This is a genomic window from Christiangramia fulva, from assembly GCF_003024155.1.
GTDB classification, from domain to species: Bacteria; Bacteroidota; Bacteroidia; order Flavobacteriales; family Flavobacteriaceae; genus Christiangramia; species Christiangramia fulva.
In genome coordinates, this window is record NZ_CP028136.1 from 1,658,813 (window position 1) to 1,684,630 (window position 25,818).

The 25,818-nt window shown below is 39.4% G+C and carries 23 protein-coding genes; 19 read left to right on the plus strand and 4 right to left on the minus strand.

What is annotated here, in order from left to right; translation table 11 throughout:
- Positions 1-428: 428 nt before the first annotated feature.
- The 14 genes from C7S20_RS07600 (at position 429) to C7S20_RS07665 (ending at position 11,781) form a co-directional block, all read left to right on the plus strand.
- Entirely contained in the window at positions 429-815 is a 387-nt protein-coding gene (locus C7S20_RS07600) for a hypothetical protein (protein WP_107011924.1), read from the plus strand.
- A 32-nt stretch (positions 816-847) separates the two neighbouring features.
- Positions 848-1,405, plus strand: a complete 558-nt coding sequence (locus C7S20_RS07605) for a GNAT family N-acetyltransferase (protein WP_107011925.1) — start codon at positions 848-850, stop codon at positions 1,403-1,405.
- Between the two features lie 148 nt (positions 1,406-1,553).
- Entirely contained in the window at positions 1,554-2,879 is a 1,326-nt protein-coding gene (locus C7S20_RS07610; protein ID WP_107011926.1) for a M20/M25/M40 family metallo-hydrolase, read from the plus strand.
- A gap of 156 nt (positions 2,880-3,035) precedes the next feature.
- On the plus strand, positions 3,036-3,818 hold the full coding sequence (locus C7S20_RS07615; protein ID WP_107011927.1) for an Fpg/Nei family DNA glycosylase: 783 nt from the start codon (positions 3,036-3,038) through the stop codon (positions 3,816-3,818).
- Complete coding sequence (locus C7S20_RS07620) at positions 3,815-4,534, plus strand: DUF72 domain-containing protein (RefSeq protein ID WP_107011928.1); 720 nt, start codon at positions 3,815-3,817, stop codon at positions 4,532-4,534. The genes C7S20_RS07615 and C7S20_RS07620 overlap by 4 nt, the downstream gene beginning before the upstream one ends.
- Before the next feature lie 25 nt (positions 4,535-4,559).
- Positions 4,560-5,093, plus strand: a complete 534-nt coding sequence (locus tag C7S20_RS07625) for a DUF1697 domain-containing protein (protein WP_227009122.1) — start codon at positions 4,560-4,562, stop codon at positions 5,091-5,093.
- Positions 5,094-5,176: 83 nt separating this feature from the next.
- Positions 5,177-5,803 (plus strand): carbonic anhydrase, encoded by a 627-nt coding sequence (locus C7S20_RS07630; protein ID WP_107011930.1) that lies wholly within the window; start codon positions 5,177-5,179, stop codon positions 5,801-5,803.
- A gap of 41 nt (positions 5,804-5,844) precedes the next feature.
- Positions 5,845-6,750, plus strand: a complete 906-nt coding sequence (locus tag C7S20_RS07635; protein WP_107011931.1) for a carbohydrate kinase family protein — start codon at positions 5,845-5,847, stop codon at positions 6,748-6,750.
- Positions 6,747-7,454 carry a DUF1003 domain-containing protein gene (locus C7S20_RS07640; RefSeq protein ID WP_107011932.1) on the plus strand — a complete coding sequence of 236 codons (708 nt, stop codon included), beginning with the start codon at positions 6,747-6,749 and terminating at the stop codon, positions 7,452-7,454. Before C7S20_RS07635 ends, C7S20_RS07640 begins: the two co-directional genes overlap by 4 nt.
- 138 nt (positions 7,455-7,592) lie before the next feature.
- Positions 7,593-8,693, plus strand: a complete 1,101-nt coding sequence (locus tag C7S20_RS07645) for a nickel-binding protein (protein WP_107011933.1) — start codon at positions 7,593-7,595, stop codon at positions 8,691-8,693.
- A gap of 167 nt (positions 8,694-8,860) precedes the next feature.
- Complete coding sequence (locus C7S20_RS07650; protein ID WP_107011934.1) at positions 8,861-9,232, plus strand: group I truncated hemoglobin; 372 nt, start codon at positions 8,861-8,863, stop codon at positions 9,230-9,232.
- A 242-nt stretch (positions 9,233-9,474) separates the two neighbouring features.
- Complete coding sequence (locus tag C7S20_RS07655; RefSeq protein WP_107011935.1) at positions 9,475-10,470, plus strand: NADP-dependent oxidoreductase; 996 nt, start codon at positions 9,475-9,477, stop codon at positions 10,468-10,470.
- A gap of 50 nt (positions 10,471-10,520) precedes the next feature.
- Positions 10,521-11,510, plus strand: a complete 990-nt coding sequence (locus C7S20_RS07660; RefSeq protein ID WP_107011936.1) for a 2-hydroxyacid dehydrogenase — start codon at positions 10,521-10,523, stop codon at positions 11,508-11,510.
- Between the two features lie 22 nt (positions 11,511-11,532).
- On the plus strand, positions 11,533-11,781 hold the full coding sequence (locus C7S20_RS07665; protein WP_107011937.1) for a CBU_0592 family membrane protein: 249 nt from the start codon (positions 11,533-11,535) through the stop codon (positions 11,779-11,781).
- 112 nt (positions 11,782-11,893) lie between these two features.
- Here C7S20_RS07665 and C7S20_RS07670 read toward each other — a convergent pair whose 3' ends face one another.
- Both C7S20_RS07670 and C7S20_RS07675 read right to left on the minus strand, forming a co-directional pair.
- A complete protein-coding gene (locus C7S20_RS07670) occupies positions 11,894-13,693 on the minus strand; it encodes an adenylate/guanylate cyclase domain-containing protein (protein ID WP_227009123.1) in 1,800 nt (599 codons plus the stop codon).
- 69 nt (positions 13,694-13,762) lie between these two features.
- Positions 13,763-14,242 carry a hypothetical protein gene (locus C7S20_RS07675; protein WP_159039897.1) on the minus strand — a complete coding sequence of 160 codons (480 nt, stop codon included), beginning with the start codon at positions 14,240-14,242 and terminating at the stop codon, positions 13,763-13,765.
- Between the two features lie 476 nt (positions 14,243-14,718).
- On the opposite strand from C7S20_RS07675, the gene C7S20_RS07685 reads away from it, so the two are divergent.
- The 4 genes from C7S20_RS07685 to C7S20_RS07700 all read left to right on the plus strand — a co-directional run bounded on the left by C7S20_RS07685 (position 14,719) and on the right by C7S20_RS07700 (position 21,507).
- Positions 14,719-14,904 carry a hypothetical protein gene (locus C7S20_RS07685; RefSeq protein WP_107011941.1) on the plus strand — a complete coding sequence of 62 codons (186 nt, stop codon included), beginning with the start codon at positions 14,719-14,721 and terminating at the stop codon, positions 14,902-14,904.
- Positions 14,905-15,136: 232 nt separating this feature from the next.
- On the plus strand, positions 15,137-19,411 hold the full coding sequence (locus C7S20_RS07690) for a response regulator (RefSeq protein WP_227009124.1): 4,275 nt from the start codon (positions 15,137-15,139) through the stop codon (positions 19,409-19,411).
- A 25-nt stretch (positions 19,412-19,436) separates the two neighbouring features.
- Positions 19,437-19,817: a response regulator transcription factor gene (locus C7S20_RS07695; RefSeq protein ID WP_107011943.1), complete on the plus strand. Its 381-nt coding sequence runs from the start codon at positions 19,437-19,439 to the stop codon at positions 19,815-19,817.
- 1 nt (position 19,818) lies between these two features.
- A complete protein-coding gene (locus tag C7S20_RS07700) occupies positions 19,819-21,507 on the plus strand; it encodes an adenylate/guanylate cyclase domain-containing protein (protein WP_107011944.1) in 1,689 nt (562 codons plus the stop codon).
- Between the two features lie 30 nt (positions 21,508-21,537).
- On the opposite strand, the gene C7S20_RS07705 is transcribed toward C7S20_RS07700, so the two are convergent.
- On the minus strand, positions 21,538-22,521 hold the full coding sequence (locus C7S20_RS07705) for a YihY/virulence factor BrkB family protein (RefSeq protein ID WP_107011945.1): 984 nt from the start codon (positions 22,519-22,521) through the stop codon (positions 21,538-21,540).
- 147 nt (positions 22,522-22,668) lie between these two features.
- On the opposite strand from C7S20_RS07705, the gene C7S20_RS07710 reads away from it, so the two are divergent.
- Complete coding sequence (locus tag C7S20_RS07710) at positions 22,669-24,882, plus strand: outer membrane protein assembly factor BamB family protein (protein ID WP_227009125.1); 2,214 nt, start codon at positions 22,669-22,671, stop codon at positions 24,880-24,882.
- A 10-nt stretch (positions 24,883-24,892) separates the two neighbouring features.
- Here the strand turns inward: C7S20_RS07710 and C7S20_RS07715 are convergent, their stop codons facing one another.
- A complete protein-coding gene (locus C7S20_RS07715; RefSeq protein ID WP_107011947.1) occupies positions 24,893-25,795 on the minus strand; it encodes a cation diffusion facilitator family transporter in 903 nt (300 codons plus the stop codon).
- Positions 25,796-25,818: the final 23 nt, after the last annotated feature.

Sequence of the window (25,818 nt, forward strand, 5' to 3'; positions counted from 1 at the left end):
TCACAATTTTATAACTGTTTTTAAAAATTATTTATAAAGCAGCCAGTTTTGGTCAGCTTTCGGGATAAGAAACCTGGAAATGCTCTTGGCTCTTTTTGAAAATTTTGAAGTACAATCACATGCCTTTTCTGTACTTTTTTCTTGGGTATTCATAACAATGATTTTTGGTTATTATTCCTTTCATTATCATGACGAAAAAGAGCTTAAAAAGAAGCAGAATTATTCTTGTTTTTTATGTGATCCTGTAAAGATGCACAACTTCCTTTTGATTTTTGATGCATTACGAGGCTTGTATTCTGTATAAAGGATAAAAAATGAGGGATGTTACACCGAAAACCCCTTGGTAGAAAAATTTTTAAAAAATCTGCATCTTTTTCGCCTCTTCTTCGTCCCGTTAAAATAAAAGTATAATGAATTAATCTTCAAATATGAAAAAGCAGGAACTGATCGATACCGAAATTGAAAATCTTACTCTTGACCTTATTAAACACGGTACTACTTTCGATCTCGATTACCTCGAGATGGTATATGATGATGAGCTAGTCTTTGTGCAAATGACCAGGGATAAGAAAATAGTCAGATTCGGCAAAAAGGATAATATGGACTTTTTTCGGAATTTAAAGTATTCTGGTTCCGAACCTCTTAACGATTATTCAGAATTTCATTATGCCGATAATGATGGAAAGAAGGGCTTTGTGATCCTTACCCGAAAAATGAAAAAAGGTGGAGAAGAGGACGAGTTTCTTTTTAATATCTATTGGGAAAAGAAAAACGGAAACTGGAAAATCATTCGAGAATCGGTTTTACAAAAATAAGTACGATATTTAAGTGACTTTATTTACCCCCGATGGAAAAACTGAATACTTTTCCCAACCTTGAAACAAAGAGACTTCGACTGAGAAAACTGGAGGAAGCAGATTATGAACACATCATTTACTTACGCTCAGATGCTGAGGTGAACCGTTTTGTGCAAAGACCTAAAGCAGAAAATAGGGAAGATGCGCTCGCATTTATTGAGAGGATTAGTCTGGAATTTCTTACAGGGAAAAGCATTTATTGGGTGATCACTCAAAAAAATGCGAATGAGATGCTTGGCAGTATTTGCTTATGGAATTTTTCTGAAGACGGGACAACTGCCGAATTAGGTTATGATCTGGCACCGACAGTTCAGGGTCGCGGATTTATGGATGAAGCCATGAAAAGGATCGTAAAATTTGGTTTTGAGGAAGGTAAATTTCAAAAAATAGAGGCCTTTACCCAAAAGAACAACCTCCCTTCCATAAAATTGTTAAAAAAGAACCATTTTGAATTAAAACCTCTGCGCTCAGACCCGGAAAATGCCCTGAACCTTATTTTCGAACTTTCTGAAAAAACTTATCTTTCTTTTGGCCTGAAGGGCAAATGATTTTATTCGGCTTTTCTTCTGGATCATATTACTCCCTGACCTGGCCTGTCACTAAAAATGGTCAAAACAGGAATTAAGACCTCTTTATTTCTTCCTTTTTGTATTTTTAGGCACCGTGGAGATTAAATCCATGAAATAAAAAAATTATATGACTCTGAAATCAATATTAAAAACAGTTCTTTTTCTCTTCATTTTAGGCGCGCCTTATTTCTCATTTGCACAGGTTTCCCGTACTGAAAAGAAAATTATAAAAGCGGTAGATAAACATACTGATGAATCCGTGGACCTACTTAAAAAAGCCGTCAATATAAACAGCGGAACGATGAATTTTGAAGGAGTCAGAAAAGTCGGGGAACTTTTTCAATCTGAACTTGATAAACTTGGTTTCAAAACTCGTTTAACTTCCGGTGATGCATTTGGTCGCGCCGGGCACCTAATAGCGACCAAAGAAGGAAAACCAGGTTTAAAATTATTATTAATAGGCCATCTTGACACTGTATTTGAAACCGACAGCCCTTTTCAAAGCTCAAAAATGGAGAATGACTCTATTATGAATGCCCCGGGAGTGGCCGATATGAAAGGAGGCGATGTAATTATAATTCTGGCGATGCAAGCTCTAAAAGATGCCGGTGTACTCGATAATATGTCAGTAGAAATTGTCATGACCGGTGATGAGGAAAAAAGCGGATCTCCTCTGGAACTTTCAAAAAAAGACCTGGTGGAAGCTGCAAAAAAGGCAGATGTCGCTCTCGGATTCGAAAACGGTGACGGGAATCCCGAAACTATTGTGATTTCCAGAAGGGGTTCTGCGGAATGGCTGTTGGAAGTAAAGGGGAATGCGGCCCATTCTTCCCAGGTTTTTACAGAAAAAGTTGGAACGGGTTCTATTTTTGAAACTGCCCGTATCCTCGATGAATTCTATAAACAGCTTTCCACTGAGGAAATTTTAAGCTTTAATCCAGGTTTTATTCTTGGCGGTACTTCCGTAGATATTAAGGATGATCTCACAGGTGGTTCGGCGTCAGGAAAGACCAACGTGGTCGCTCAAAAAACAGTAGTTCGGGGTGATATCAGAGCGATCTCGATCGCCCAACTTGAAAAGGCAAAAAAGGTAATGCGTGAAATAGTTTCAAATAATTACCCGGGAACCAATGCTGAGATCAGCTTTGAGGACGGAGGTTATCCTCCTCTGGATCCTTCCGAAGGAAATAAGGAAATTCTGAAATATTATAATGAGGTAAGTCAGGATCTGGGCTTTGGAAAAGTTTATGCGGTGAACCCGCGGGACGCCGGAGCCGCCGATATTTCATTTACCTCGGGATATGTAGAAATGGCGGCAGATGGATTAGGTCTTAGTGGAGCCGATGATCATACTATTCATGAAACCGGGGATATCAGCAAGGTTTCAGTTCAGGCAAAAAGGGCTGCAATCCTGATGTACCGACTTTCAAAAATGGATCGTTTTCAGAAATAAAAGCTATGATGGAAAGGTCTAAAACTTAAAGAAGCCCTTTTCTGCTAGTGAGGTAAAACCATACCCCCTTTCCCATTCCTAAAATTTGGTTAAGCCTCCTAGTAGAGCAATGGAAAATAAGTAAATTAGGTTTTCACTGAATTTAAATCATCAGTCATGCCTGAATTACCTGAAGTTTCCTATTTCAAAAAATATGTAGATTCCACCGCGCTTCATAAGAAAATCGCGAAAATTGAATTCCCCGAAAAAAAGATTTTACAGGATTCACCACAGGCAATAAGCAGGGCCTTGAAGGATGCTGAATTTAAATCCACCAGGCGTATTGGGAAATACCTTGTGTTTGAAACCGATCAGGATAAAGTGCTGGTCTTCCATTTTGGAATGACCGGAAAATTTGAATATTCTCATGAAGCTGAGCCGCCGGATCATTCCAGGTTAATCATTCATTTCAAAGATAATTCGAAGCTGTTTTTCGTTTGTCCGCGCAAGTTCGGTAAGGTGTATTTAGCCAATGGTTTCGAAGATTTCAAAAAGGAACACAAGCTGGGAACCGACGCGATGGATCTGAAAAAAAAGGAATTCATGGAGCTGCTTGATGGTAAAAAGGGTAGTATCAAAAGTGCGCTGATGGATCAGCATATCATCGCGGGAATCGGGAATTTATACTCTGATGAAGTGCTGTTTCAGAGTAAAATCCATCCAAAGAGCAGTATTGCGAAGCTTTCCGAAGAAGAAAAGGGAGAGATTTATAAGAATATCGGAAAAGTCCTGGAGCGCGTGACCAAAACCAGAATGGAAGGTTCCAAACTACCTGATTCCTATCTCACCCGACATAGAGAAGAAGGTGAAGATTGTCCTTCGTGTGACGGTAAAATAAAGCTTACCAAAGTTTCGGGAAGGAGCACCTATTATTGTTCAGGCTGTCAAAAAGAAAAATGATGGAGGTTTATATTGGCTGTTCGGGCTGGAATTACAGAGACTGGAAAGGCAATTTCTATCCGGAAAATATTCCGCAGAAGGAGTGGCTGGAGTATTATATGGAGCATTTCAATACAGTGGAGGTGAATAATACTTTTTATCGCACGCCAAAAGATTCCACGGTTGTAAAATGGAAAAAGCAGGCCTATGGTAAGGATTTCAATTTTACGCTTAAGGGCAACCGGTATGTCACTCAAATGAAAAAGCTTCATGATGTGGAAGATAGCGTGGAAAAATTCTATCATACTTCAGATTTAATGAAGACCAAGCTTGGCTGTGTGCTTTGGCAACTACCGCCGAGCCTGCATCGGGATGATGAAAAACTGGAAAATTTCTGTAAACTTTTAAAGGGAAAAAATGTGATCGAGTTCAGGCATGAGAGCTGGTTTGATGAAGAAGTTTATGATATTTTGAGAAAAAACAGGGTGAGCTATTGTTCCATTTCCACACCAAAATTTCCTGAGAAAATCATCGCAACAACCGATACTGTTTACCTAAGAATGCACGGCAAAGGCAAAAAATGGTATGATTACGATTACTCAAAAAAGGAACTTAAAAGCTGGCATAAAAAGATAATTGATTCAGGAGCGAAGGAAGTTTTCATTTATTTTAATAACGATATCGGTGCGGTAGCTCCTGAAAACGCCAAAGTAATGCAGGAACTTTTTGATTCATAAGCTATTATATCCTTAAATTAGAATCATGAAATACGCAGCTATTTTAAGAGGGGTCAATGTTGGCGGGCACAAGAAAATTGGAATGAAAGACCTGCGCCGTTTTATGGAAGAAGCCGGATTCAAAAGCGTGCAAACCTATATACAAAGTGGCAATATTATCTTTGAAGATCCTAAATCAAGGCAGGATACTGAAATTTCAGAGATCATCGAGAAGCTCATTAAAGAACATTTTAATTTTGAAGTACCTGTGATCGTATGGAATGCAAAAGAGCTTCGCCAGGCGGTTGATGAAAATCCTTACACCCGCGATTATAGTGTGGAGCGGCTTTATCTCACTTTTTTAAAGACAGAACCCGGCAATGAAGCTCTTGAAGAGATCGAGAATTATGATTTCCCTCCTGACCTTTATATGGTTTCGGGAAAAAAGGTCTTTATTTATTGCTCGGGAAAATACAGCGATTCTAAACTAACCAATAAATTTTTTGAAAATAAGCTGAAGGTCCCTGCCACTACCCGAAACTGGAAAACGGTACAGGAGTTATGCGAGATGGCAAACTAAAAAATCTTTCTCTGGATTTATAATTATTGCGGTACGGGAAAACCATTTTTATTTTTCTAAATTTAATTTTTAAACGCAGTTGAATGGATATAAAAAAAATCTTTGAAAAAAACCGGGATTGGGTTCAGCAGAAACTGGATCTCGACGAAAATTATTTCAGGAATCTCTCCAAAGGTCAGAATCCTGATATTCTATATATAGGCTGTTCAGACAGCCGGGTAACTGCTGAAGAGTTGATGGGGATCTCTCCGGGAGAGGCTTTTGTGCATAGGAATATCGCTAATATGGTTCCCAATACCGATCTCAGCGCCATGTCTGTCATCGAATATGCCGTGGAATATCTCAAAGTCGAACACATTGTGGTGTGCGGTCATTACTACTGCGGAGGCGTAAAAGCAGCGATGGAAAGTACCGATATGGGGCTTTTAAATCCGTGGTTGAGAAATATCCGCGATGTGTATCGGTTTCATAAAGATGAACTTAAAGACATAGAGGATGAGGATGCACGGTATAAAAGGCTGGTCGAATTAAATGTCCAGGAGCAGTGTATCAATGTGATCAAAACCGCGGTAGTCCAGAAAGCCGATAAGGAGCGGGTGATCAATGTGCACGGCTGGGTTTTCGATATCCATTCAGGAAAACTTATTGATTTGAAGATCAACTTCCGCAAGTTGCTTGAGAATGTCATGGAAATTTATAGGCTTCAGTAGTTCAGGTACCGATCTTCAGCATAAAATTGTACCTTCATAAAATGTCAAAAACAAAAAAAGCAGTCTGTTTTGGAGAAACCTTATGGGATATATTTCCCGATATGGAACGCATTGGGGGAGCACCGTTGAATGTAGCCAGTCGCCTAAGTAGCATGGGTATCGAAACAGCCATGATCAGTCAGGTTGGCGATGATGAAAAAGGAAAGGATCTTATAGCTTACCTCGATTCTAAAAATATAAATACTTCGGCAGTAGTAACTTCTAACGAATTCAAAACCGGAGAGGTGCAGGTTAAACTTTCCGCTTCCGGTTCGGCTACTTATGAAATCACACATCCTTCTGCATGGGACAGGATAGAAGGGTCTGAAATTATGACTCAACTTGTTGAAAAAAGCGATGCTTTTATCTACGGAAGTCTGGTGTGCCGTGATGAAGTTAGCCGGAAGACGCTATTTGAACTTCTACCCAGGGCTAAGAACCGTATCCTGGACCTGAACTTAAGACCACCGCATTATTCTCTTGAACTTCTGGAAAAGCTGATGGAATATGCCGATTTTATAAAGTTCAATGATGATGAACTTTTTGAAATTGCCGAAAGCATGGGTTCACCCTATCATTCCCTTGAGCAAAACCTGTTTTTCATGGCGGTTAAATATCCAAAGCGCATCATATGCGTGACACTGGGTAGACATGGCGCGGTACTTCTTAAAGATAAAAAGCTCTATTCCAATAACGGCTATAAGGTAAAAGTAAAAGATACGGTAGGTGCGGGAGACTCTTTTCTGGGCACTTTAATTGGGCGGTTATTGCTGGGAGATGAACCAAAACCGGCCCTGGATATGGCCTGTGCTGTAGGAGCGATCGTGGCCGCGAAAGAAGGAGCGAATCCCGAAATAAGCAATGAACTAATTAACCGGTTTATGGACCCGATGAACACCAAGAAATGAAAATGGGGTTTTGCTATATCACGAAAAAAGAATTTCCCGAAGATCAGCTTACGGCCTATGGTTCTATTAAAAAACAGCTGCTTGAGCTTATCAAAAAGGAACATCCCGGCTTTTCAGAAACCGATTTTATATCCCACCAGGCACTAAATAGCTATCGAAAGAAATATCTAGAAAGGCTTATCAAAGCTGAAAATCGGGAAGTTAGTAAGCTTGAAAAAGAGGTGATAAAAGCCATTCAGAATAATACCCTGCTTTCTGAAAATATAGAACCCGAAATAGAGGAAAAACTCACCTACGGGCAAAAAGTTGCAGATAAGATTGCGGAATTTGGCGGCAGCTGGACCTTTATCATCATATTTTTTAGTTTTCTGCTTATCTGGATGGCGATCAACATCTGGGTTTTAAGTACAAGACCATTTGATCCTTTCCCTTTCATTTTACTTAATCTTATACTTTCCTGTTTAGCAGCCATACAGGCGCCTATCATAATGATGAGCCAGAACCGGCAGGAAGAAAAAGATCGCTCGCGAAGTGAACACGACTATAAGGTGAATCTTAAAGCCGAGCTTGAGATCCGTTTGCTTAATGAAAAGATCGATCATATGATCGTTCATCAAAACAAGCGGCTGCTCGATATCCAGGAACTTCAGCTGGATTACCTCGAAGAACTTACCGGGAAGAAAGACCCTAAAAATCCGAAATAAGAATTATTTTTTTAATTCCAGGCATATCTGTTTCGGCAAGGAACTTTTTGACTTTAATAAGGATTGGCTCGTGATGTATAATCCGTTAAATATCATATCTTTAGAAGAGTAAAACTCTAATGATTAAAAGTTACGCAGATGCCAATTTACATGGATCGTCACGATGTTTCCAACACTGTAACTGCAGAAAATGTAGCACAGTTGCATCACCAGGACTTGAAAATACAACATAAGTTTGAGTGTAGAGGATTGACCTATTGGTTTGATGAGAAGCGGAAAATTGCCTTCTGTTTAGTAGAAGCTCCCAATGAGGAGGCAATTGTGGAGATGCACAGGCAGGCTCATGGTGAGGTTCCAAATCAGATTATCGAGGTAGATATTGCCGTTGTCGAATCATTTTTAGGCCGTATAGAAGATCCGGAGAGTGAACACCGGGAAGCATTGAAAATTATTGATGAGCCTGCTTTTCGAATTATCATGATAACCGGATTTGATGACTGCGCTTTTAATACTGGCAAAAATAAACCCCCTAATTTAGCTCAATACCTGAAATCTATGGGCAATGTTTTCGGCAATTTTGATGGCCGAATTGTGAAGCAGCAACAGTATAATTTTCTAATTTCCTTTAAATCGGTATCAAAGGCAATTCGCTGTGCCATAGAAATACAAAAGCATTTTTCTGAACGGTGCAAGGCAAATGATTGCAGTCAATTAAGTTTAAAAACCGGAATTTGTCCGGGAATTCCATTTTCCGGAAAGGAATCTTTTTTTAAAGATTCGGTACAAATGGCAAAAAGGCTGTACTGTATTTCAGATTCAAAGATGGTAGTTTCCCACGAGGTGAAAATGCTTTATTCAGATGAGAATCCCGATGTGCCCTTAGACCGTGAATTATTTTTGTTGCTCGATCCTTCTGACGAAAAGTTCATAAATAGCCTTATGACTTATATGGAAGAAAACTGGCAGAATCCCAATTTACAGCTTAGTGATATTGAGTCTTTTTTGGGAAGTAGCAAATCTCAGGTCTACCGAAAATTGAAATCTTTAACAGGCACATCTCCAAATAATTTTATTAAAAATTACCGTTTACAGAACGCCTTCGAATTAATTAAGAACCAAATTGGGAATATTTCAGAAGTTGCGTTCCAGGTTGGCTTTAATAGTCCATCCTATTTTGCGAAATGTTTCCATAAAAGATATGGGATTTTACCTTCAGACTTATTGCAGGTTATTGAATAAAAGTCTGTAAATCAGCATCCGAATCAAGATTCAAAATTGCTTTTATTTGAATCAATTGTGTTAGAAGCTCGTCTTTAACCAGTTGTACCTTTCCTTTTTATTGCAAAGAATGCCATTTGGTAATTTTTATGCCGTGAACATTACAAATCTTTAAATAATGAATAGTTATGAAAACACTTTTTGAAAGACTTGGCGGAAGCGAAGGGATCTCCAAAATCGTTGACGGGGTAGTTGAAGCGCATATGAATAATCCTTCCATTAATGTTCGTTTTTTCCCTTATATGGAAACACCAGAAAAATTATCTGAGATTAAGCGCCATACTGTTGAATTTTTTAGTGCCGGGAGCGGTGGTCCAGTGGAGTATAAAGGTCGGGATATGCCTACAGCCCACCGTGGAATGAATATTACTCATGCAGAATATATGCATGCCATCGATGATATTTTTCAGGTGCTGGATAAGCATCAAATTGATCAAAGTGCCAAGGCTGAAGTGCTCTCTATTTTATGGTCATTAAAAGATATGATCATTGCCAGGTGAATTAGAGACTTTATAATTTATAAATTTGGGTTGAGATCTTTGCTCTTTAAATAAAAATCTAAGGTTTTGGATTTTTCTTGCACTGGCGAAAAAAGTTATTTTAAAAAGATGCATTCCTCTGTTATATTTCTGGTTTTTTGTGGCCTTAATGAACTGAAGTTAAATTCCTCATAAAGCCTCTTTATTAAAGAATTTCCCCGCTGCCTTTTGTTAATTTTAAGGATAATCGGAAAAAAAGCAGCATGAAAAATACAATTCTTTTACAAAACAGGCCAACAGGAACTCCAGAGCTTTCAGACTTTAAATTTACCAGCGAGGAGGTGCCCGAACTTCGGGACGGCCAAATGCTTCTGGAAACGAAATATGTTTCGGTAGACCCATATTTAAGAGGAAGGATGAACGATACCAAATCTTATGTCCCTCCTTTTGAGCTTCATAAACCAATTACATCTGCAATTGTTGCCGAGGTGAAGGAATCTAAAAATGATAAATTCAGTAAGGGTGATTATGTATCGGGAATGCTGGCATGGAAACGCGAACAGGTTTCCGATGGAAAGGGTTTGCACAAGGTAGATCCCGATCAGGCACCACTTTCAGCTTACCTGGGGATTTTGGGAATGACGGGAATGACAGCCTATTTTGGACTTACCGATATTGGCAAACCCAAAAAGGGAGAGACACTCCTTGTTTCCGGCGCTGCTGGAGCTGTGGGAAGTGTGGTAGGGCAAATTGGTAAGATCATGGGCCTTCGCGTGGTTGGGATTGCCGGAAGTGACGAAAAAATAGAAATGATAAAATCGGAATTCGGTTTTGACGAGGGTATCAATTACAAAACCACCAGCGATATGAAAAAGGCCGTTGGGGCTGCCTGTCCTGATGGTGTGGATGTTTATTTTGACAATGTAGGCGGCGAAATCTCAGATGCCGTTCTGTTCCATATCAATAAATTCGCAAGAATGGTCATTTGCGGAGCAATCTCTGTTTATAACGAAACTTCACTTCCAAAAGGCCTTAGTGTACAGCCTTTCCTTATCAAAAATAGCGCGTTAATGCAGGGTTTTATTGTGGGAAATTATGCCGAAAGGTTTCCGGAAGCCATGCAAAAGCTCAGTGGATGGTTAAAGGAAGGAAAGCTGAATTATGAAGAAACCATCGTGGAAGGATTTGAAAATATTCCGCAGGCTTTTCTCGATCTTTTTTCAGTAAAAAATAAAGGAAAAATGGTAGTGAAGGTTTAGACAGTCATTATTAACTTGAAACTAAATTTGTATTTCCTTAAAAGAACCCAATGAAAATAGCTGTTTTCAGTACCAAAACTTATGACCAGGAATATTTTGAGAGATATAAAACCAATACAGATACTGAATTTGTCTATTTTGAAACAGCTTTAAATCACCACACTGCGAATTTAACTTCAGGTTTTGAGGGCGTTTGCGTTTTTGTAAATGATAAGGTTGATGAAGATACCATTCAGGTACTGGCTCAAAATGGAATAAAGTTAATTGCCCTGAGATGCGCAGGTTTTAATAATGTTGATATAAAAGCGGCAAAAGAAAGGCAAATTAAAGTAGTGCGGGTGCCGGCATACTCCCCTGAAGCAGTCGCTGAACATGCGGTGGCCCTTATTCTGACGCTGAACAGGAAAACCCATAAAGCCTATAACCGAATTCGGGAAGGCAACTTTTCTTTAAACAGGCTCATTGGGTTTAATCTTCATGGAAAGACCGTGGGAGTGATAGGAACAGGAAAAATAGGCGCTACTTTTTGTAATATTATGAAGGGCTTTGGTTGTAAGGTCATGGCTTATGACAAATATGAATCGGATGAATTAAAAAGTTCCGGAATTGAATACAAGGCTCTCGAAGAGGTATTTAAAGAAGCCGATATTATCTCCCTTCACTGCCCGCTTACCCCTGAAACAAAACATATCATTAATACCCGATCTTTATCTCTGATGAAAGACGGAATTATGATCATCAACACCAGCCGTGGAGCCCTGATCAATACTGCCGATATTATCGAAGGTCTTTCCAGCAGGAAAGTCGGATACCTGGGAATAGATGTTTACGAGCAGGAGGAAACAATTTTTTATAAAGACCTTTCGGAAAGTATCATTCCCGATGACCTTATTTTGAGGCTAATCAGTTTTCCAAACGTTTTGATCACCTCTCATCAGGCCTATTTCACTAAAGAAGCCATGGAGCAGATCACAAAAACCACTCTTACTAATATTGAAGATTTTAAGGAGGGAAAGCATTTAAAGAACGAGATCTTATAAACTTTTTTAGGACCCACAGCTTATGAATTTAACCGACTGGATTGGTACACTTGGAGTTTTTCAGATTCTTCTTGCCTATATTTTAAATCTTACCGGTGTGCTGAGCAATAAAAAAACCGTCTTCCTTCTTCTGAATTTGGTAGGTGCGGGAATGGCCTGCACGGCTTCTGTTTTATTGCAGTACTGGCCATTCATTATTCTGGAAGCTGCTTGGACACTTGTATCTCTTATTTCCCTTGTTCAAACAAAATTAATTAACCGGGAGGTGTAAATCGATTAAAATACATTCTGTTGAAATTGATAGCTTTAGATCTAACACATATAAAAAATATTCAATTTTATTCCCAAAAATTAATTGAAGCAGTATAGGAAAAAATTTGGTTTTACGAGGTTGAAGCCTGTTTGGGTTTAATTCCGTTCACGTAATACATTTTGAGGAAACCACGATTTTTTACCTCAATTTCACCTCGATATTTACAAATAAACCGATCTTTTACCAGCGCGTAGGTATGCTCTGAAATATTAATTCTACCGGCTGTCGAGCTTGATTCCATACGGGAAGCAATATTTACTGCGTCACCCCAGATATCATAGGCGAATTTTTTTGTTCCCACCACACCCGCAACCACAGGTCCAGTATTAATGCCAATTCGAACATCAAAATGGGTATCAGGGAATTGCTGATTTTCCTTGGCATTTTCAACAAATTCAAGCATATCGAAAGAGGCCAGCACCAATTTGTAAGCGTCCTCATCGCCAGCAGAGTGAAGCCCGGCAACGGCCATATAGCGGTCTCCAATGGTTTTGATCTTTTCAAGCCCATGCTTATCCATGATCTCATCGAAGGCGGAAAAATAGTAATCCACGATCTCGATAAGTCTTTCCGGAGAGAGTTTTTCAGCGTAATGTGTAAATTTCTGAAAATCGGCAAAAAGGATGCTTACATTTTCAAATTTCTTAGCCCTAACATGGCCATTTTCCTTAAGTTCAGAGGCTGTTTCTTCCGGAAGGATATTCAAAAGAAGATTGTTGGATCGATTTTTTTCTTCTTCGATAATGACATTGGTCCTTTTGATAAAGCGGTTCCTGCGGTAAAGTCCAAAAGCAAGCAGGGCGATCAAAACTCCCGCAGTACTAACTGCTAAAACAGCAATTTTCTGACTTTTTTGCTTTTCATTAAGAAGATTCACTTCCATTTGTTTCTGTGCGATCTCGTAATCGGCTCTTAAGCCCTCCATTTCCTGGACCATGGCCACATTGCTTACACTATCGCGATAATGAATATGATCTTTATAAAATTGATAAGAAGACGGAATATCTCCGGCATTTTCATAAAGTCTGGAAAGCTGAAGATCAGCCTTGCTTATCTGGTCCTTGAAACCATAGGTTTTGGCGATGTCGAGGCTCATTAAGGCGAAATCGGTTGCTTTTTGCTCATCTCCTTTATTTTCGTAAACATCAGACATATCAGAAAGATATTCCGAAATGGCATCAAATAATTCCAGTTTCTCAAGAGTTTCAACGGCCTGATGGATGTTTTCTTCGGCTTTCTCATTTTCTCCCCGAATAGCGTAAATCACGCCTATGCTGCCTTTATTATAGGCAACGCCCATAGTATCATTAATACTCTTAAATAATTTCTGGGATTCCTGGAAATACTGGAAAGCTTTATTGGGATTGTCATTTTTCAGGTAGGCATCCCCAAGGTTAAAAAGAGCCGAGGCAGTACGGGAAGTATCACTTAATTCGCGGAAGGTCTTTATACTTTCATCATAGTATTTTACGGCCTGTTCCAAATTAGACATTTTCGAATATACATCGGCGACAGAGAGGTTGGCAACGGCCAGAAACCTTTTGCTGTCAAGGCTATTGGCTATTTTCGCCATATCAAAATAATTCTGCAGAGCCTCACCGAAATCGCCTCTTAATTTGTAGGCATTACCCCGTTCATATATTCCATAGCCAAGGTATTTTAAAGAGTCCGTTTCTTTTGACAATTTGATGAGTTCCTGGCTGTACCTTAATTTCGTGGAGGGATCCGTTTCATTAGAAGCGATATAATATAGAACTTTAAGCTTTTCGGCTGCAGGTAAATTAGTTTTTGAATATACCATTTCCAGGCTATCGGCCGTCACCTGATCCTGGGAATAAAGGTTTACTCCGCAAAAGATCAAAAAAAACATTATAAGTTTTGCTAAACCTGGTCGCATTTGAAAATATAAATGGAGCTTCTTAATAAGATACTTCAGAAACTATAATTCCAGTTTCACCATGATCTGGGGGTCAATAAGATAAGTGCCACCTCTTTTAACTCCATTGTTCAACACTTTGAAGGAAATGGTATATTTCTCGCGATCTCCGTTTTCGCCCTCAGTGACAGTTCCCACGACTATACCCGGATTTTGCCTGGTGTCTTTTAAGGTATTTTGTCCAAAAACGTTAGTGCCTCCTTCATAATTAATAGCTTCAATTAGAACCTGGTCATTATCAGGAGAACTGCTTGAGACACCTTTCCAAAGAACGATATCGCCATTTTTTACGATCGTCGTAAAATCACGGTTAGCCACGTCTTGTTCCTGACCAAAATTAGCCGTTTCATCGGTATTGGTGCTGGTGATTTTTCCCGTATCTACATTAAGAGTGATAATATGGGTTGTAGGTACGTTAGAGGTGCTGCCATAAGCGAATATTAGGGTAGCGGCTAAAATAAGAAGTTTGAATTTTGTGAACATAATTTTGTTGGTTTGGTTAATTTCGTAGGGAAGTTGTACCGAATTGTAAATCAATCGGGTATGGATAAAATTAAACTATTTTCTCCATATGCCGAAATTTTTTGTGGGAAAGCACATATTTGGTTTCATGAAATAAAAAAATATCAGCGATAAATACGTCAAATTAAAAAAAATAGTATTTTAGTGTCTGAAATTAAACAGTTTACGTTTGCAATACCGCAAACCCTACCACGCAATTTGCCGTAAACATTTGCCTAAGTAAGGCTTAAAATGGAAAAACTGTTGTTCAATCTCTTTTTTATTGATTCTGCATTTCAAAAAGCGCAGAACCTGATTTTTTCACCCCAAAAATTTACTGAAATCATTGTGCCGCGTCTCCACTTAATGGAAAGGCCACGACTTTTCCTGTGGCTGAATGAGCCGGTATTCCTTAAATTCCTGAATCTAAATCCAATAAATAAATTAAACCTACTACTATGAACAAAATTCAACTTATTGGTATTATTACCATCATTGTGGGCCTGGGCATTGCCTATTTTACAGAAAGGACAGATTACCAGTTTGTGAGCTGGATCATGGCTGCATTTGGAATTGGCTGGGCCTTTACGGGAAGTTTTACGGTCTCGAGGAGAAAGAATTATTCTGAAACGTCTTCAGACTAAGATATTTTGTATCCGCTGAAAAGCGGCAAAGAGAATAAAAATTAAATATTAGTTTGCTCATCGTTAGCAGATTAATGTTTGCGTATTACTTTTTATTGTAAATTTAGAAGCCCCTCTCTATGCATTTATAGCTGCTAACTAACTCAACATAATGAAAAATTACCTCCGCACCTTGTGCAGGCATCTATTTGTGTGCTGTACTTTTTTTCTAATCTTTTTTCCCAAGGTTCTTATGGCCCAGCAGCAAGTTGGGCGGCCTGAGATCACCAATTACGATTACCAGGAGTATAATGGATCCCCCGCTAACTGGTGGGCAGTTGAAGGTGCCGGTGGGCTCATGTTTTTTGCAAATGAAAGAGATGTATTAGAATATGATGGAATTGAGTGGAAGCATATAAAAACAGGTAATGGATGTCGTAGCCTGGCGAAAGGTGATGATGGAATCATTTACGTAGGAGGTTTTGGAGGCTTTGGTTATTTGCAAGCAAATAAATACGGAGAATTGAAATATCAATCCCTGAAAGAAAAAATTCCCGAAGAGTATCGGGATTTTCAGGATGTGTGGATGATCGATAACTTTCAGGGTAAAATTTATTTTACTACCAGTAATTATATCTACGTCTGGGATGGAAAATCGATCCAGGTTTTGCAATCAGATAATATGTTTCATATTTCTGCAGTAGTAAATGGAAAATTTTATTGCCGTATCTGGAATAAAGGTTTATGTGTGTTAAAAGACGGCAAATTTGAACTGGTTCCCGGCGGCGAACAATTTGCAGAGGAGCGTATTTATGAAATGCTACCCTATGATGATCATAAGGTTTTATTAGGAACAAGGGATAAAGGTTTTTTTCTCTATGATGGTAAAACGATCAGGCCTTTTAAAACCGAGGTTGATAAATTTATTCAAGGAGTTATTTATTCCCCCGGAGTAGCACTTCAGAACGGCAACTTTATTATAAATACTTTCCAGGGTGCATATTTAATGGATCATAAGGGGCGCCTTCTTCAGGAATATACTAAAGCAACGGGTTTAAAAAACGAAGGTTTATATTTTGTATATGTAGACTCACGTAATATTTTATGGTTGCTGAGTTATGGCGGGATTTCAATGTTAAATTTACAATCGCCATATACTTATCTTGGTTCTGAGAAGGGAATTCCTGCCGATGCTATTACTCAGGTTCAAAAAAAAGAGGATTTTCTTTATCTGGCAACTAACCAGAATGGAATATATTATCGAAAACAGGGGCAAGAAAAATTTAGCCATATTGTAGGTACGACGGGACAAACTTTTACCATTAAAAAGGTGAAAGGTCGACTGTATGTTGCTTCTACAGAAGGTTTACTGGAAATTAAAGGGAATAGTTTCGAATATGTAAGAAAAAGTGAGAATTATGATTTTCGCGCAAATTTCATTTTACCTTCTGAAAAAAATCCCAATACTTTATTTGTAGGGGCGGAAGGCAAAATAGCTGCTTTTAATTTTGATGAAAAAACCAGTCAGTTTAAAGAGGTTTCTTCTCTTGAAATAAGCTTTCTAAATATAATTAATGATAAGGATGATAATCTTTGGATTACAAATAATGATAAAGGTAAACTGACGAAACTGATTCCTGAAATAAAAGATGGTAAGGTTGACCTTGAAGCCTCACAAATTATCACCTATGATACCGTTAATGGATTGCCTGACAAGACTATTGATTTTTTCAAGCCATTTGATAAGGTGATTTTTGTTGATTCAGAAAATAAGACTTTCCGATTTGATCCCATGACAAATACTTTTAAAAAATATGATACCCCTATTAATAAATGGATGGATATAAACAAAGGGAATTTTGTAATTTCTAAAGATTCAACCAACAAGGTTTTCGCGTCCCTGGGTGAAGGTGTAATTGTAGCCGAACAAGAAGGAGATTCGGTCCAAATTAATGCCTCCACTTTTAAACAGCTTAAAAATGTAGCGATAAATGATATTTTTCCCGGTCCCGTTCAAGCCGATGGTACTCAAGAGGTATGGTTTGCAACGGCAGAAGGTCTTATTCGTTACGAAGGAAAGTTAGGTAATCCTCAAGTGCCCGATTTTGATCTTCAAATTAGAAATATAAATATTGCCGGGGATTCCCTGCTTTATGCCGGGGCGGGAAGCATGCCTGAAAAAATCCAGATGAATTATAAGAATAATTCCATCAGCTTCAGTTATGCGGCTCCGGTATTTGAAGGCCAAAAATATGTGGAATACAGTACCTATCTGAAAGGTTTTGACTCCCGATGGAGTGATTACTCTAAACAGACTTCCAGGGAGTATTTAAACCTACCGGCTGGCAACTATACTTTTAAGGTAAAAGCTAAAAGTTCATTAGGTAAAACCAGCGATGAAGTTTCAGTGCCTTTCAGTATTGCATCGCCCTGGTACCTTACCTGGTGGGCCTATATTTTATACGCACTTGCCTTTATTGCCATTATCTACCTTATAGTTCACCGTAGAACCCGAATGTTGCGAACCAGGCAGAAGGTTCTGGAAGAAAGAGTAGCGGAGCGAACCCGGGAAGTACAAAAAAGACTGGGAGAACTGGCAACCATCAATCATGTAAGTACAGCGCTTACCGAAAAATTAAAATTAAACGAACTCATTCAACTGGTAGGAGATGAAATGAAGAAATTGTTCAATTCAGATATCACCTACCTGGCTTTGCTCGATCGTGAGAACAATATCATCAATTTCCCCTATCAGGATGGGGATAATATAAAACCACAAAAAATAGGAAATGGTCTTACCTCCAAAATAATTACTACGGGAGAACCATTATTGATCAACAGGGATACCGATATAGTAGCCGAATTTGATAAAATGGGAATAAAAGAATCTGGGAAAAGAGCGGTTTCTTACCTGGGCGTTCCCATTCCCGTGGAAGATAAGATCATTGGTGCGATAAGCGTCCAGAGCACCCAGCAGGAAAGCAGGTTCAACGAGGAAGACAAGCGGCTACTCAATACCATTGCAATAAATGTTGGGGTAGCGCTGCATAACGCCGAATTGTTTGAACAGGCTAGAGAAGCCAAAATTAGAGCAGAAGAGGCCAATGAAGCGAAAAGCGCTTTCCTTTCCACCGTTAGTCACGAATTGCGAACTCCGCTGACCTCTGTTCTCGGATTTGCAAAAATCATCAGAAAACGTTTAGAAGATAAAATATTCCCGGCTGTAAATATTGACGACCAGAAGATCAAGAAAACAATGAAGCAGGTAAGTGAGAATCTTGATGTGGTGGTTTCAGAAGGAGAAAGGCTCACCACCCTGATCAATGATGTGCTGGATCTGGCAAAAATAGAATCGGGCCGTATGGAATGGAATATGAAACCTGTATTGATGCAGGACGCCATAGGCCGGGCCATCGCCAGTACAAAATCACTGTTTGAAAATAAAAAGGTAAGCCTTAAGAAAAATATTCCTAAAGATCTGCCTATGGTCAATGGGGATGAAGATAAACTCATCCAGGTTGTTATCAATCTATTGTCCAACGCTGTAAAATTCACCGATAAAGGTAAAGTACAGATCGAAGCATATTTAGAGAAAGATCAGATTATCGTTGAGGTTCAGGATACCGGGATTGGCATAGCCGAAGAAGACCGTCATAAGGTATTTGAGAAATTCAGGCAGGCAGGGGATACTTTGACCGATAAACCAAAAGGTACAGGTTTAGGTTTGCCAATTTGCCGTGAAATTATTGAACATCATGGAGGCATAATCTGGATGAAAAGTGAGCTTGGTGTAGGCAGCACTTTCTTCTTTTCAATTCCAGTGCTGGGAGAAGGAGTCCCCCAACAGCCATTAGAGCTGGATCGAATTCTGAAAAGCTTAAAAAAACAAATAAAGCATTCCTCTCAAAAGGCTAATGTAATAAGTGAGCCCACCATATTGGTAGTTGATGATGCCACTCCCATTCGGTCCCTGCTCAGGCAGGAACTCAGTGAAGCTGGTTACAGGGTAAAGGAAGCTGAAAATGGCAAGGAAGCCCTGGAAATGGTAAGAAATTCCAAACCAGATTTGATCATTCTGGATGTCATGATGCCTGAGATCAATGGTTTTGATGTCGCGGCTGTGCTTAAAAACGATCCGTCAACCATGGATATTCCTATCATCATTCTTTCTATCGTAAAAGATAAAGAGCGTGGTTTGAGAATTGGCGTGGATCGGTATCTTACTAAGCCTATCAATACCGAAGAGCTTTTCCACGAGGTGGACGTTTTGCTGGAGCAGGGAGTTTCCAAGAAGAAAGTGCTGGTGGTAGATGAAGATTTTTCAGCTGTTAAAACGCTTTCTGAGGTTTTGAGTGCCAGGGGTTATAAAGTGGTGGAAAGCAACTCGAAAGATTTATTCGAAACAGCTACCAAATCACGTCCAGATATAATTATGTTGAATTCGGTGAGCAATGGAGATCAAAAAGTCCTCAAAGATCTCAAGCTCCAAAAAGGGATGGAAAATGTGATGTTTTTCATTTATAAATAATCCGAAAAAATCTTACACAGAATCTATGAAAAATCGCAAATTATTGATTGTTGATGATGAATCCCATATTCGTATGCTCATTGAACAAACACTGGAAGATCTAGAAGATGAAGGAGTAGAATTGCTGTTTGCTGAAAATGGGGAACAGGCTTTGGAAATGATCCAGCGTGAAAAACCGCATTTGGTATTTTTAGACGTAATGATGCCTAAAATGAATGGGATGCAGGTATGCCAGAAAGTAAAAAAAGAACTTGGGCTAAATGAAGTATATATTATTCTTTTAACGGCAAAGGGGCAGGAAATTGACCGGCAGCAGGGAATGGAAATGGGTGCAGACCGTTATATGACCAAACCTTTCGATCCTGATGAAATGCTTGACATAGCTACAGAAATACTGAAGGTTTGAAATGTCAGAGAATTTTGATGAAATAGCGCTTTCGAGAATGCTTAAAAGGCTCATTAAAAAAGAGCCCCTGGTGCAGTCTATTATAAATAATTTATCTGATGCGGAATTTTGCATAAAAGACGCCCAAAATGATATTTTATATGGAAAGGACATTAATTTTTCACAAACTTTTCCTTTAAAAGAAAACGATATTTCTTACGGAACACTTTGTTCTAATTCAGAAAGTCATGAGTTTATTGCAGAATGTATCATGACCTTAATGAAAAAGGAAATAGAGAAGAAAAAAATTGGCACTGAAGTTTTAGGTTTGTACAGGGAGATAAATATGATCTATAATTTCAGTGAAATTATTTCCCAGAAAATTGATGATGTTTCTATTGCCAGATCTGCTCTTAAAGAAGCCACTCAAATTATCCATGCTTCCCACGGACTTTTCCTGATGTTCGATTCTTCTGAAGATAAAGTTCATGAACTGGCATCCGTTGGGCATAATCCCAATAAAAAAAGGCAAATAGATAAACAGGATATTCTGCTTAAAGAGTTGATAAAAAAAGGAACAGCATTTATTGTTCCTCAAGAACGAATAAAAAAAAACCCGGCGATATCCCATTTGAAATCGGTGATGTATGCGCCATTAAGAGTTAAAGACCGTACCCTGGGCCTCATTGTTCTTGGGAATGAGCATGAAAAGGAATTTACCGCAGCAGAATTGAAATTGCTTACAACTATTGCATTACAATCTGCGGCCGCGGTAGAAAGCGCTCAATTATACCAAAAAGGATTAAAGGAAGCGAGAGACCGGGAGGAGGCAATTATGACCGTACATAAAGCTACTCAAAAATTCGTTCCGGTTGAATTTATTAAATCACTGGGTAAAAATAAATTAACTGAAGTCTCTCTTGGGGATCAGGTAGAACGTGAAGTTACCGTTTTATTTACCGACATCAGGGGATTTACCGGAATTTCAGAAAATATGACACCCACTGAAAATTTCTTCTTTATAAATTCTTTTAACAAAAGAATGGGTCCCATAGTAAGAAAAAATGAAGGTTTTATTATGCAATATCTGGGAGATGGATTCATGGCTCTTTTTCCAAATGGTTCTCAACATGCTCTAAGGGCTTCAGTTGAGATGCACGAGGCACTTAAAGAATATAACGTCCAAAGAGAAGCGAAAAACAGGCCTGAAGTAAAAATTGGAATCGGGATGCAGAACGGGAAATTAATTATGGGAATTACCGGTGATGTCGAGCGTATGGATGCCGCCATTATAAGTGATACCGTAAATACCGCAGCACGAATTGAAGGTCTTTCGAAATATTATGGCACTTCAATTTTGCTTACAGATATGTGTATGGAGAATTTGAGTAACCCGGGGGAATTTGACTTTAGATATCTTGGGCCGGTGAAAGTCCAGGGGAAACAAAAACCCATCGATCTCTATGAATGTATCAACGGCGATCATAAATCACTCTACAAGCATAAACTCGATTCCTCAAGAGTATTCCAGCAGGGAATGGAATTATATTTTAAAAAGGAATTTGCCATGGCTGCAGTGACTTTCCAGAAGGTCGTAAAACAGAATAAAAATGATCATACGGCCAAGCTATTTCTTAACAGGGCTGCCCATCTCATCACCCAGGAAATAGGTGATGACTGGAAAGGAATTGAAGCGATGGATAAAAAATAGAATTTTGAAGCAATAGGTTTGAACTAAAAATCAGGTTGTTTTCTCATCTTTTTCTTCGTTGTCTGCCACATGATCGGCATGCCAGGCGCCTCTTTCTCCCATAGGTTTCGGTTCACCGGTAGTGGTGTCTTTGGGGGTTTGATGCTCCATTTCGGCATTGATTTCGGCACCAATAAGAATGATAAAAGCGGTAAGAAAAAGCCATAAAAGAAGTATGATCACCGCGGCAAAACTTCCATAAGTATTGGAGTAACTTCCGAAATTACTTACGTACCACGAAAAAAGTATCGATGCCAGAAGCCAAAGTACCGTAGCTATTCCAGCTCCCCAACTTACCCATTTAAATTGCGGTTTTCCCCTGGCTGGAGCGATTTGGTATAAAAATCCTAAACTAAAAATGAGGATCACCGCCATTAAAATCCATCTGCTAAAACTAAGGATACCGGTTATTGTGCCGGATAACCCCAGTCGGTCTATGAGTGATGGAAATGCTATTACAGCAATAAGACTTAAAATACCTACTATTATTCCGCCGAGCGTAAATCCCAGGCTAAGGAGCTTTTTCTTGATGAAACCTCTTTCATCCAACTCGTTATAGGAGATATTGAGACCTTCAAAAATAGCTGATGTTCCCTTATTGGCACTCCATAAACTGAAAAGGATACTTAAGGCAAAGCTCCATCCCAGCGTGCTGGAAGATTCTTTTAGAACAGGATCTATGATGCTTTCGAAAATGCTGTAAGTCTTTGGTGGTAAAAAACCTTGTAGTTGCGCCATATCCTGGGATATTTGCGCGGGATCCTGGATGAGGCTATACAATGAAATTGCGGCGACGATAGTTGGAAACAAAGCAAGAAAAAAGTAAAAAGCGACACCTGCAGCGGTGATCTGCACATGATCCTTTTTAATTTGATCGATCACCCTTTTTCCTATACTTTTCCAGGCTTCTCCAGAAAATTGCGAAGGTTTATCGGCATTAAGGTTTTGATCCTCAACTTTTATTTCTTTTTTCATAGTTATCTTTTTTGATAAATTAAAAAAAGAGGCTGTGAAGACATTCCATTATATAGAAACTTTAACTTTTTGATTGAGAGAATCATATCTTATATGGTCAAAATCTAAAACTTTTTATCTTTAGGTTTCCTTATCAATTATATTCTTATGCTTCCATATTCTGAATGGTCAAGATTTTCGAGATTATACCTTCTATTTTCAGCTTTTTGCTTTTCGATGAGTTTTTATTCCTGTTCAGATGAAAACGATTCTGAGGGAACGGAAGATTTTTCTGGTTGGGAAGCTTATGCAGGAACCGTATCGGGCATGCGATATTCTTCCGCAGCTGAGATCAATAAGGAAAATGTGGCAGATCTTAAAGAGGTTTGGAGGTTTAGCACAGCTGATAAGGATGAAGATAACCGCTCGCAGATCCAAACCAATCCTGTTATTGTTGATGGTGTTTTGTATGGCATTTCTCCAAGATTGAAACTCTTTGCCCTTGATGCCGCCACGGGAACAAAAAAATGGATATTCGATCCGGCAGTTTTTGATACAATTGGTCAGTCTGATCCCATGGCTTTTTTCAAGGTGAGCCGTGGCCTGGTTTATAAAAGAGAAGAAGCCGGCCCCGATATTATTTTTCATGCCGTGGGTAAAAAGATCTATGCTATAAATGCTGAAAACGGTAAAGTATTGACAGATTTTGGGAATGGGGGAACTATTGACCTTTCCCAGAACCTGGATAGGGAGGAAGATGATTTCAATTCTTTCATCGCTGAAACCACACCGGGAGTTCTTTATAAAGATTTGCTCATTGTGAGCATGCGGGTGGCAGAATCGGCTGATGCCGCTCCGGGCCATATCAGGGCATACAATACCAAAACAGGAAAACTGGAATGGATCTTTCATACCATTCCTCATCCCGGGGAAGAGGGGTATGATTCATGGCCCGATAAGGACGCCTGGGAAAAACTGGGCGGTGCCAATTGCTGGGCGGGAATGTCATTAGACAGGGAAAGAGGAATCGTATATGTTCCCACAGGCTCGGTATCGGGTGATTTTTATGGCGGAATCAGGGAGGGAACCAATCTTTTCGCCAATTCACTCATCGCCCTGGACGCGGCGACCGGAAAATATCTATGGCATTATCAAATTGTGCATCATGATCTCTGGGACCGTGATCTTCCGGCAAATCCAAATCTGGTGACTTTACATAAAGACGGAAAAAAAATAGACGCGGTGGCTCAGATCACGAAGCATGGCTATATTTTCGTTTTTGACCGCGTAACCGGAGAGCCGGTTTTTCCTATAGAGGAAAAAGCGGTTCCTCAGCTGCATTTACCGGGAGAAAAACCATGGCCAACCCAACCAATTCCAACTTTACCCGAAGCTTTTGCAAGACAGCTTTTCGACAGGGGGGATGTTTCTGATCTTGATGTAGAAACCCATCAAAACCTTCTTCAAAAATATGATAGTATCAGGTATAAAAAAATGTTTACGCCTCCCTCAAAAGAAGGAGCCTGGATCTTCCCGGGCTTTGACGGCGGAGGTGAATGGGGAGGTGCTGCCGTAGATCCTGAAACTCAAATAATGTATGTAAACTGCAGCGAATTGCCATGGTCATTGACCATGATCGATATTCCCAAAGAAGATCCAAGTCCAAAAAGTCTGAAAAAAAAGGGCAAAGGTGTGTATGATAAATATTGTATGTCGTGCCATGGTAATGATCGCAGGGGAAATGGTACTTCTTACCCGCCTTTGACCAATCTGAATAAGAAATATGAAAAAGAACATATACTTGCTATTATTGAAAATGGCAGAAATATGATGCCCGCTTTTGGAACGCTGAAAGAAGATGAAGAAAAGGCACTTTTGAACTACTTGCTGGATCTTAAAGATGAAACTATCAAAGAACCTGTAGGAAAATCCGGGAAAAATTCTATTATTGATGAGGTGCCTTATATGATGACGGGATATAATCGCTTCCTTGATAAAAATGGATATCCCGGTATCAAACCTCCATGGGGTACTTTAAATGCCATAGATCTCAATTCGGGTAAGCTCCTATGGAAGGTTCCTTTAGGCGAATATCCTGAACTCACTAAAAATGGAATTCCGGTTACCGGTACCGAAAACTATGGAGGCCCCGTGGTGACCAAAGGTGGACTTGTTTTTATCGCGGCTACAAAAGATTCAAAGATCAGGGCTTTTGATAAAAATAATGGAGAGGTATTATGGGAGGCGAAACTCCCAGTTCCCGGGTATGCAACTCCAGCGGTCTATACCATTGAAGGGAAAGAATATCTCGTCATCGCCTGTGGAGGAGGAAAAATAGGAAGCCCTTCAGGTGATGAATATGTCACTTTTGCACTTCCTTAGAAAAAGTCTATCAGACTTCTGACAGCTTTTTATTTCCGCAATAGGCATCATCACCAAAATCATTTTCTATCTGAAGGGTGGTATGAGTAATTTCGAATTTTTCGTGAAGTTCTTCACGTATCTTATAGAGAAAATTGTCATCCTGTCCTCCCGGTACTATAAGGTGCGCCGTTAATGCGGTTTCAGTGGTGCTCATCGCCCAGATATGCAAATCATGAACACCTTCAACACCATTGATAGATTTTAAATAATTGTTTACTTCCTGTATATCTATTTCCTGTGGGACGGCATCGAGTGCAAGTTTGACGGAATCACGTAATAAACCCCAGGCACTGTAGACGATTACGGCCACAATTACGAAACTCAAAACAGGATCTATCCAGGTAATTCCGGTGAGCTTGATCACCAGTCCGCCAATAACAACTCCTAAAGAGACACCTGCATCTGCAGCCATATGAAGAAAAGCTCCTTTGATATTGAGATCGCCTTTTTGGCCTTTCATAAAGAGCAAAGCTGTAAGGGTGTTAATAACGACCCCTATGCCGGCCACGATCATTATAATATTACCCGGTATTTCAACAGGGTTCTGTAATTTTAAAATTGCATCATAAGTTATGATACCTCCCGCGGCAATAATAAGAGCTCCGTTGATCACCGAAGCCATAATGGTTGTTTTTCTATAGCCGTAGGTATAATCGCCTGAAGGCCTTTTTTGCGCAGCCCAAGTCGCTGCCCAGGCCAGAACGAGGCTTAAAACATCACTGGTATTATGCCCTGCATCTGCAAGTAGAGCCGAGGAGTTGATAGATAGTCCATAGAATACTTCTACAATTACATAAGCGATATTCAAAGTGATTCCTATCGCAAAGGCTTTCCCATGTGTAGAAGGTGTATGTGAATGCTTATGTGCCATTTCCAGATTAAAGCTGCTAAATT

Bases quoted from the DNA above. Each gene is read 5' to 3' on its own strand.
- C7S20_RS07615 (WP_107011927.1), top strand. From the start codon at position 3,036: ATGCCTGAATTACCTGAAGTTTCCTATTTCAAAAAATATGTAGATTCC.
- C7S20_RS07600 (WP_107011924.1), top strand. From the start codon at position 429: ATGAAAAAGCAGGAACTGATCGATACCGAAATTGAAAATCTTACTCTT.
- C7S20_RS07655 (WP_107011935.1), top strand. From the start codon at position 9,475: ATGAAAAATACAATTCTTTTACAAAACAGGCCAACAGGAACTCCAGAG.
- C7S20_RS07700 (WP_107011944.1), top strand. From the start codon at position 19,819: ATGTCAGAGAATTTTGATGAAATAGCGCTTTCGAGAATGCTTAAAAGG.
- C7S20_RS07620 (WP_107011928.1), top strand. From the start codon at position 3,815: ATGATGGAGGTTTATATTGGCTGTTCGGGCTGGAATTACAGAGACTGG.
- C7S20_RS07685 (WP_107011941.1), top strand. From the start codon at position 14,719: ATGAACAAAATTCAACTTATTGGTATTATTACCATCATTGTGGGCCTG.
- C7S20_RS07690 (WP_227009124.1), top strand. From the start codon at position 15,137: ATGGCCCAGCAGCAAGTTGGGCGGCCTGAGATCACCAATTACGATTAC.
- C7S20_RS07705 (WP_107011945.1), bottom strand. From the start codon at position 22,521: ATGAAAAAAGAAATAAAAGTTGAGGATCAAAACCTTAATGCCGATAAA.
- C7S20_RS07710 (WP_227009125.1), top strand. From the start codon at position 22,669: ATGCTTCCATATTCTGAATGGTCAAGATTTTCGAGATTATACCTTCTA.
- C7S20_RS07660 (WP_107011936.1), top strand. From the start codon at position 10,521: ATGAAAATAGCTGTTTTCAGTACCAAAACTTATGACCAGGAATATTTT.
- C7S20_RS07715 (WP_107011947.1), bottom strand. From the start codon at position 25,795: ATGGCACATAAGCATTCACATACACCTTCTACACATGGGAAAGCCTTT.
- C7S20_RS07675 (WP_159039897.1), bottom strand. From the start codon at position 14,242: ATGTTCACAAAATTCAAACTTCTTATTTTAGCCGCTACCCTAATATTC.
- C7S20_RS07640 (WP_107011932.1), top strand. From the start codon at position 6,747: ATGAAAATGGGGTTTTGCTATATCACGAAAAAAGAATTTCCCGAAGAT.
- C7S20_RS07605 (WP_107011925.1), top strand. From the start codon at position 848: ATGGAAAAACTGAATACTTTTCCCAACCTTGAAACAAAGAGACTTCGA.
- C7S20_RS07695 (WP_107011943.1), top strand. From the start codon at position 19,437: ATGAAAAATCGCAAATTATTGATTGTTGATGATGAATCCCATATTCGT.
- C7S20_RS07610 (WP_107011926.1), top strand. From the start codon at position 1,554: ATGACTCTGAAATCAATATTAAAAACAGTTCTTTTTCTCTTCATTTTA.
- C7S20_RS07665 (WP_107011937.1), top strand. From the start codon at position 11,533: ATGAATTTAACCGACTGGATTGGTACACTTGGAGTTTTTCAGATTCTT.
- C7S20_RS07630 (WP_107011930.1), top strand. From the start codon at position 5,177: ATGGATATAAAAAAAATCTTTGAAAAAAACCGGGATTGGGTTCAGCAG.
- C7S20_RS07645 (WP_107011933.1), top strand. From the start codon at position 7,593: ATGCCAATTTACATGGATCGTCACGATGTTTCCAACACTGTAACTGCA.
- C7S20_RS07670 (WP_227009123.1), bottom strand. From the start codon at position 13,693: ATGTTTTTTTTGATCTTTTGCGGAGTAAACCTTTATTCCCAGGATCAG.
- C7S20_RS07635 (WP_107011931.1), top strand. From the start codon at position 5,845: ATGTCAAAAACAAAAAAAGCAGTCTGTTTTGGAGAAACCTTATGGGAT.
- C7S20_RS07650 (WP_107011934.1), top strand. From the start codon at position 8,861: ATGAAAACACTTTTTGAAAGACTTGGCGGAAGCGAAGGGATCTCCAAA.
- C7S20_RS07625 (WP_227009122.1), top strand. From the start codon at position 4,560: ATGAAATACGCAGCTATTTTAAGAGGGGTCAATGTTGGCGGGCACAAG.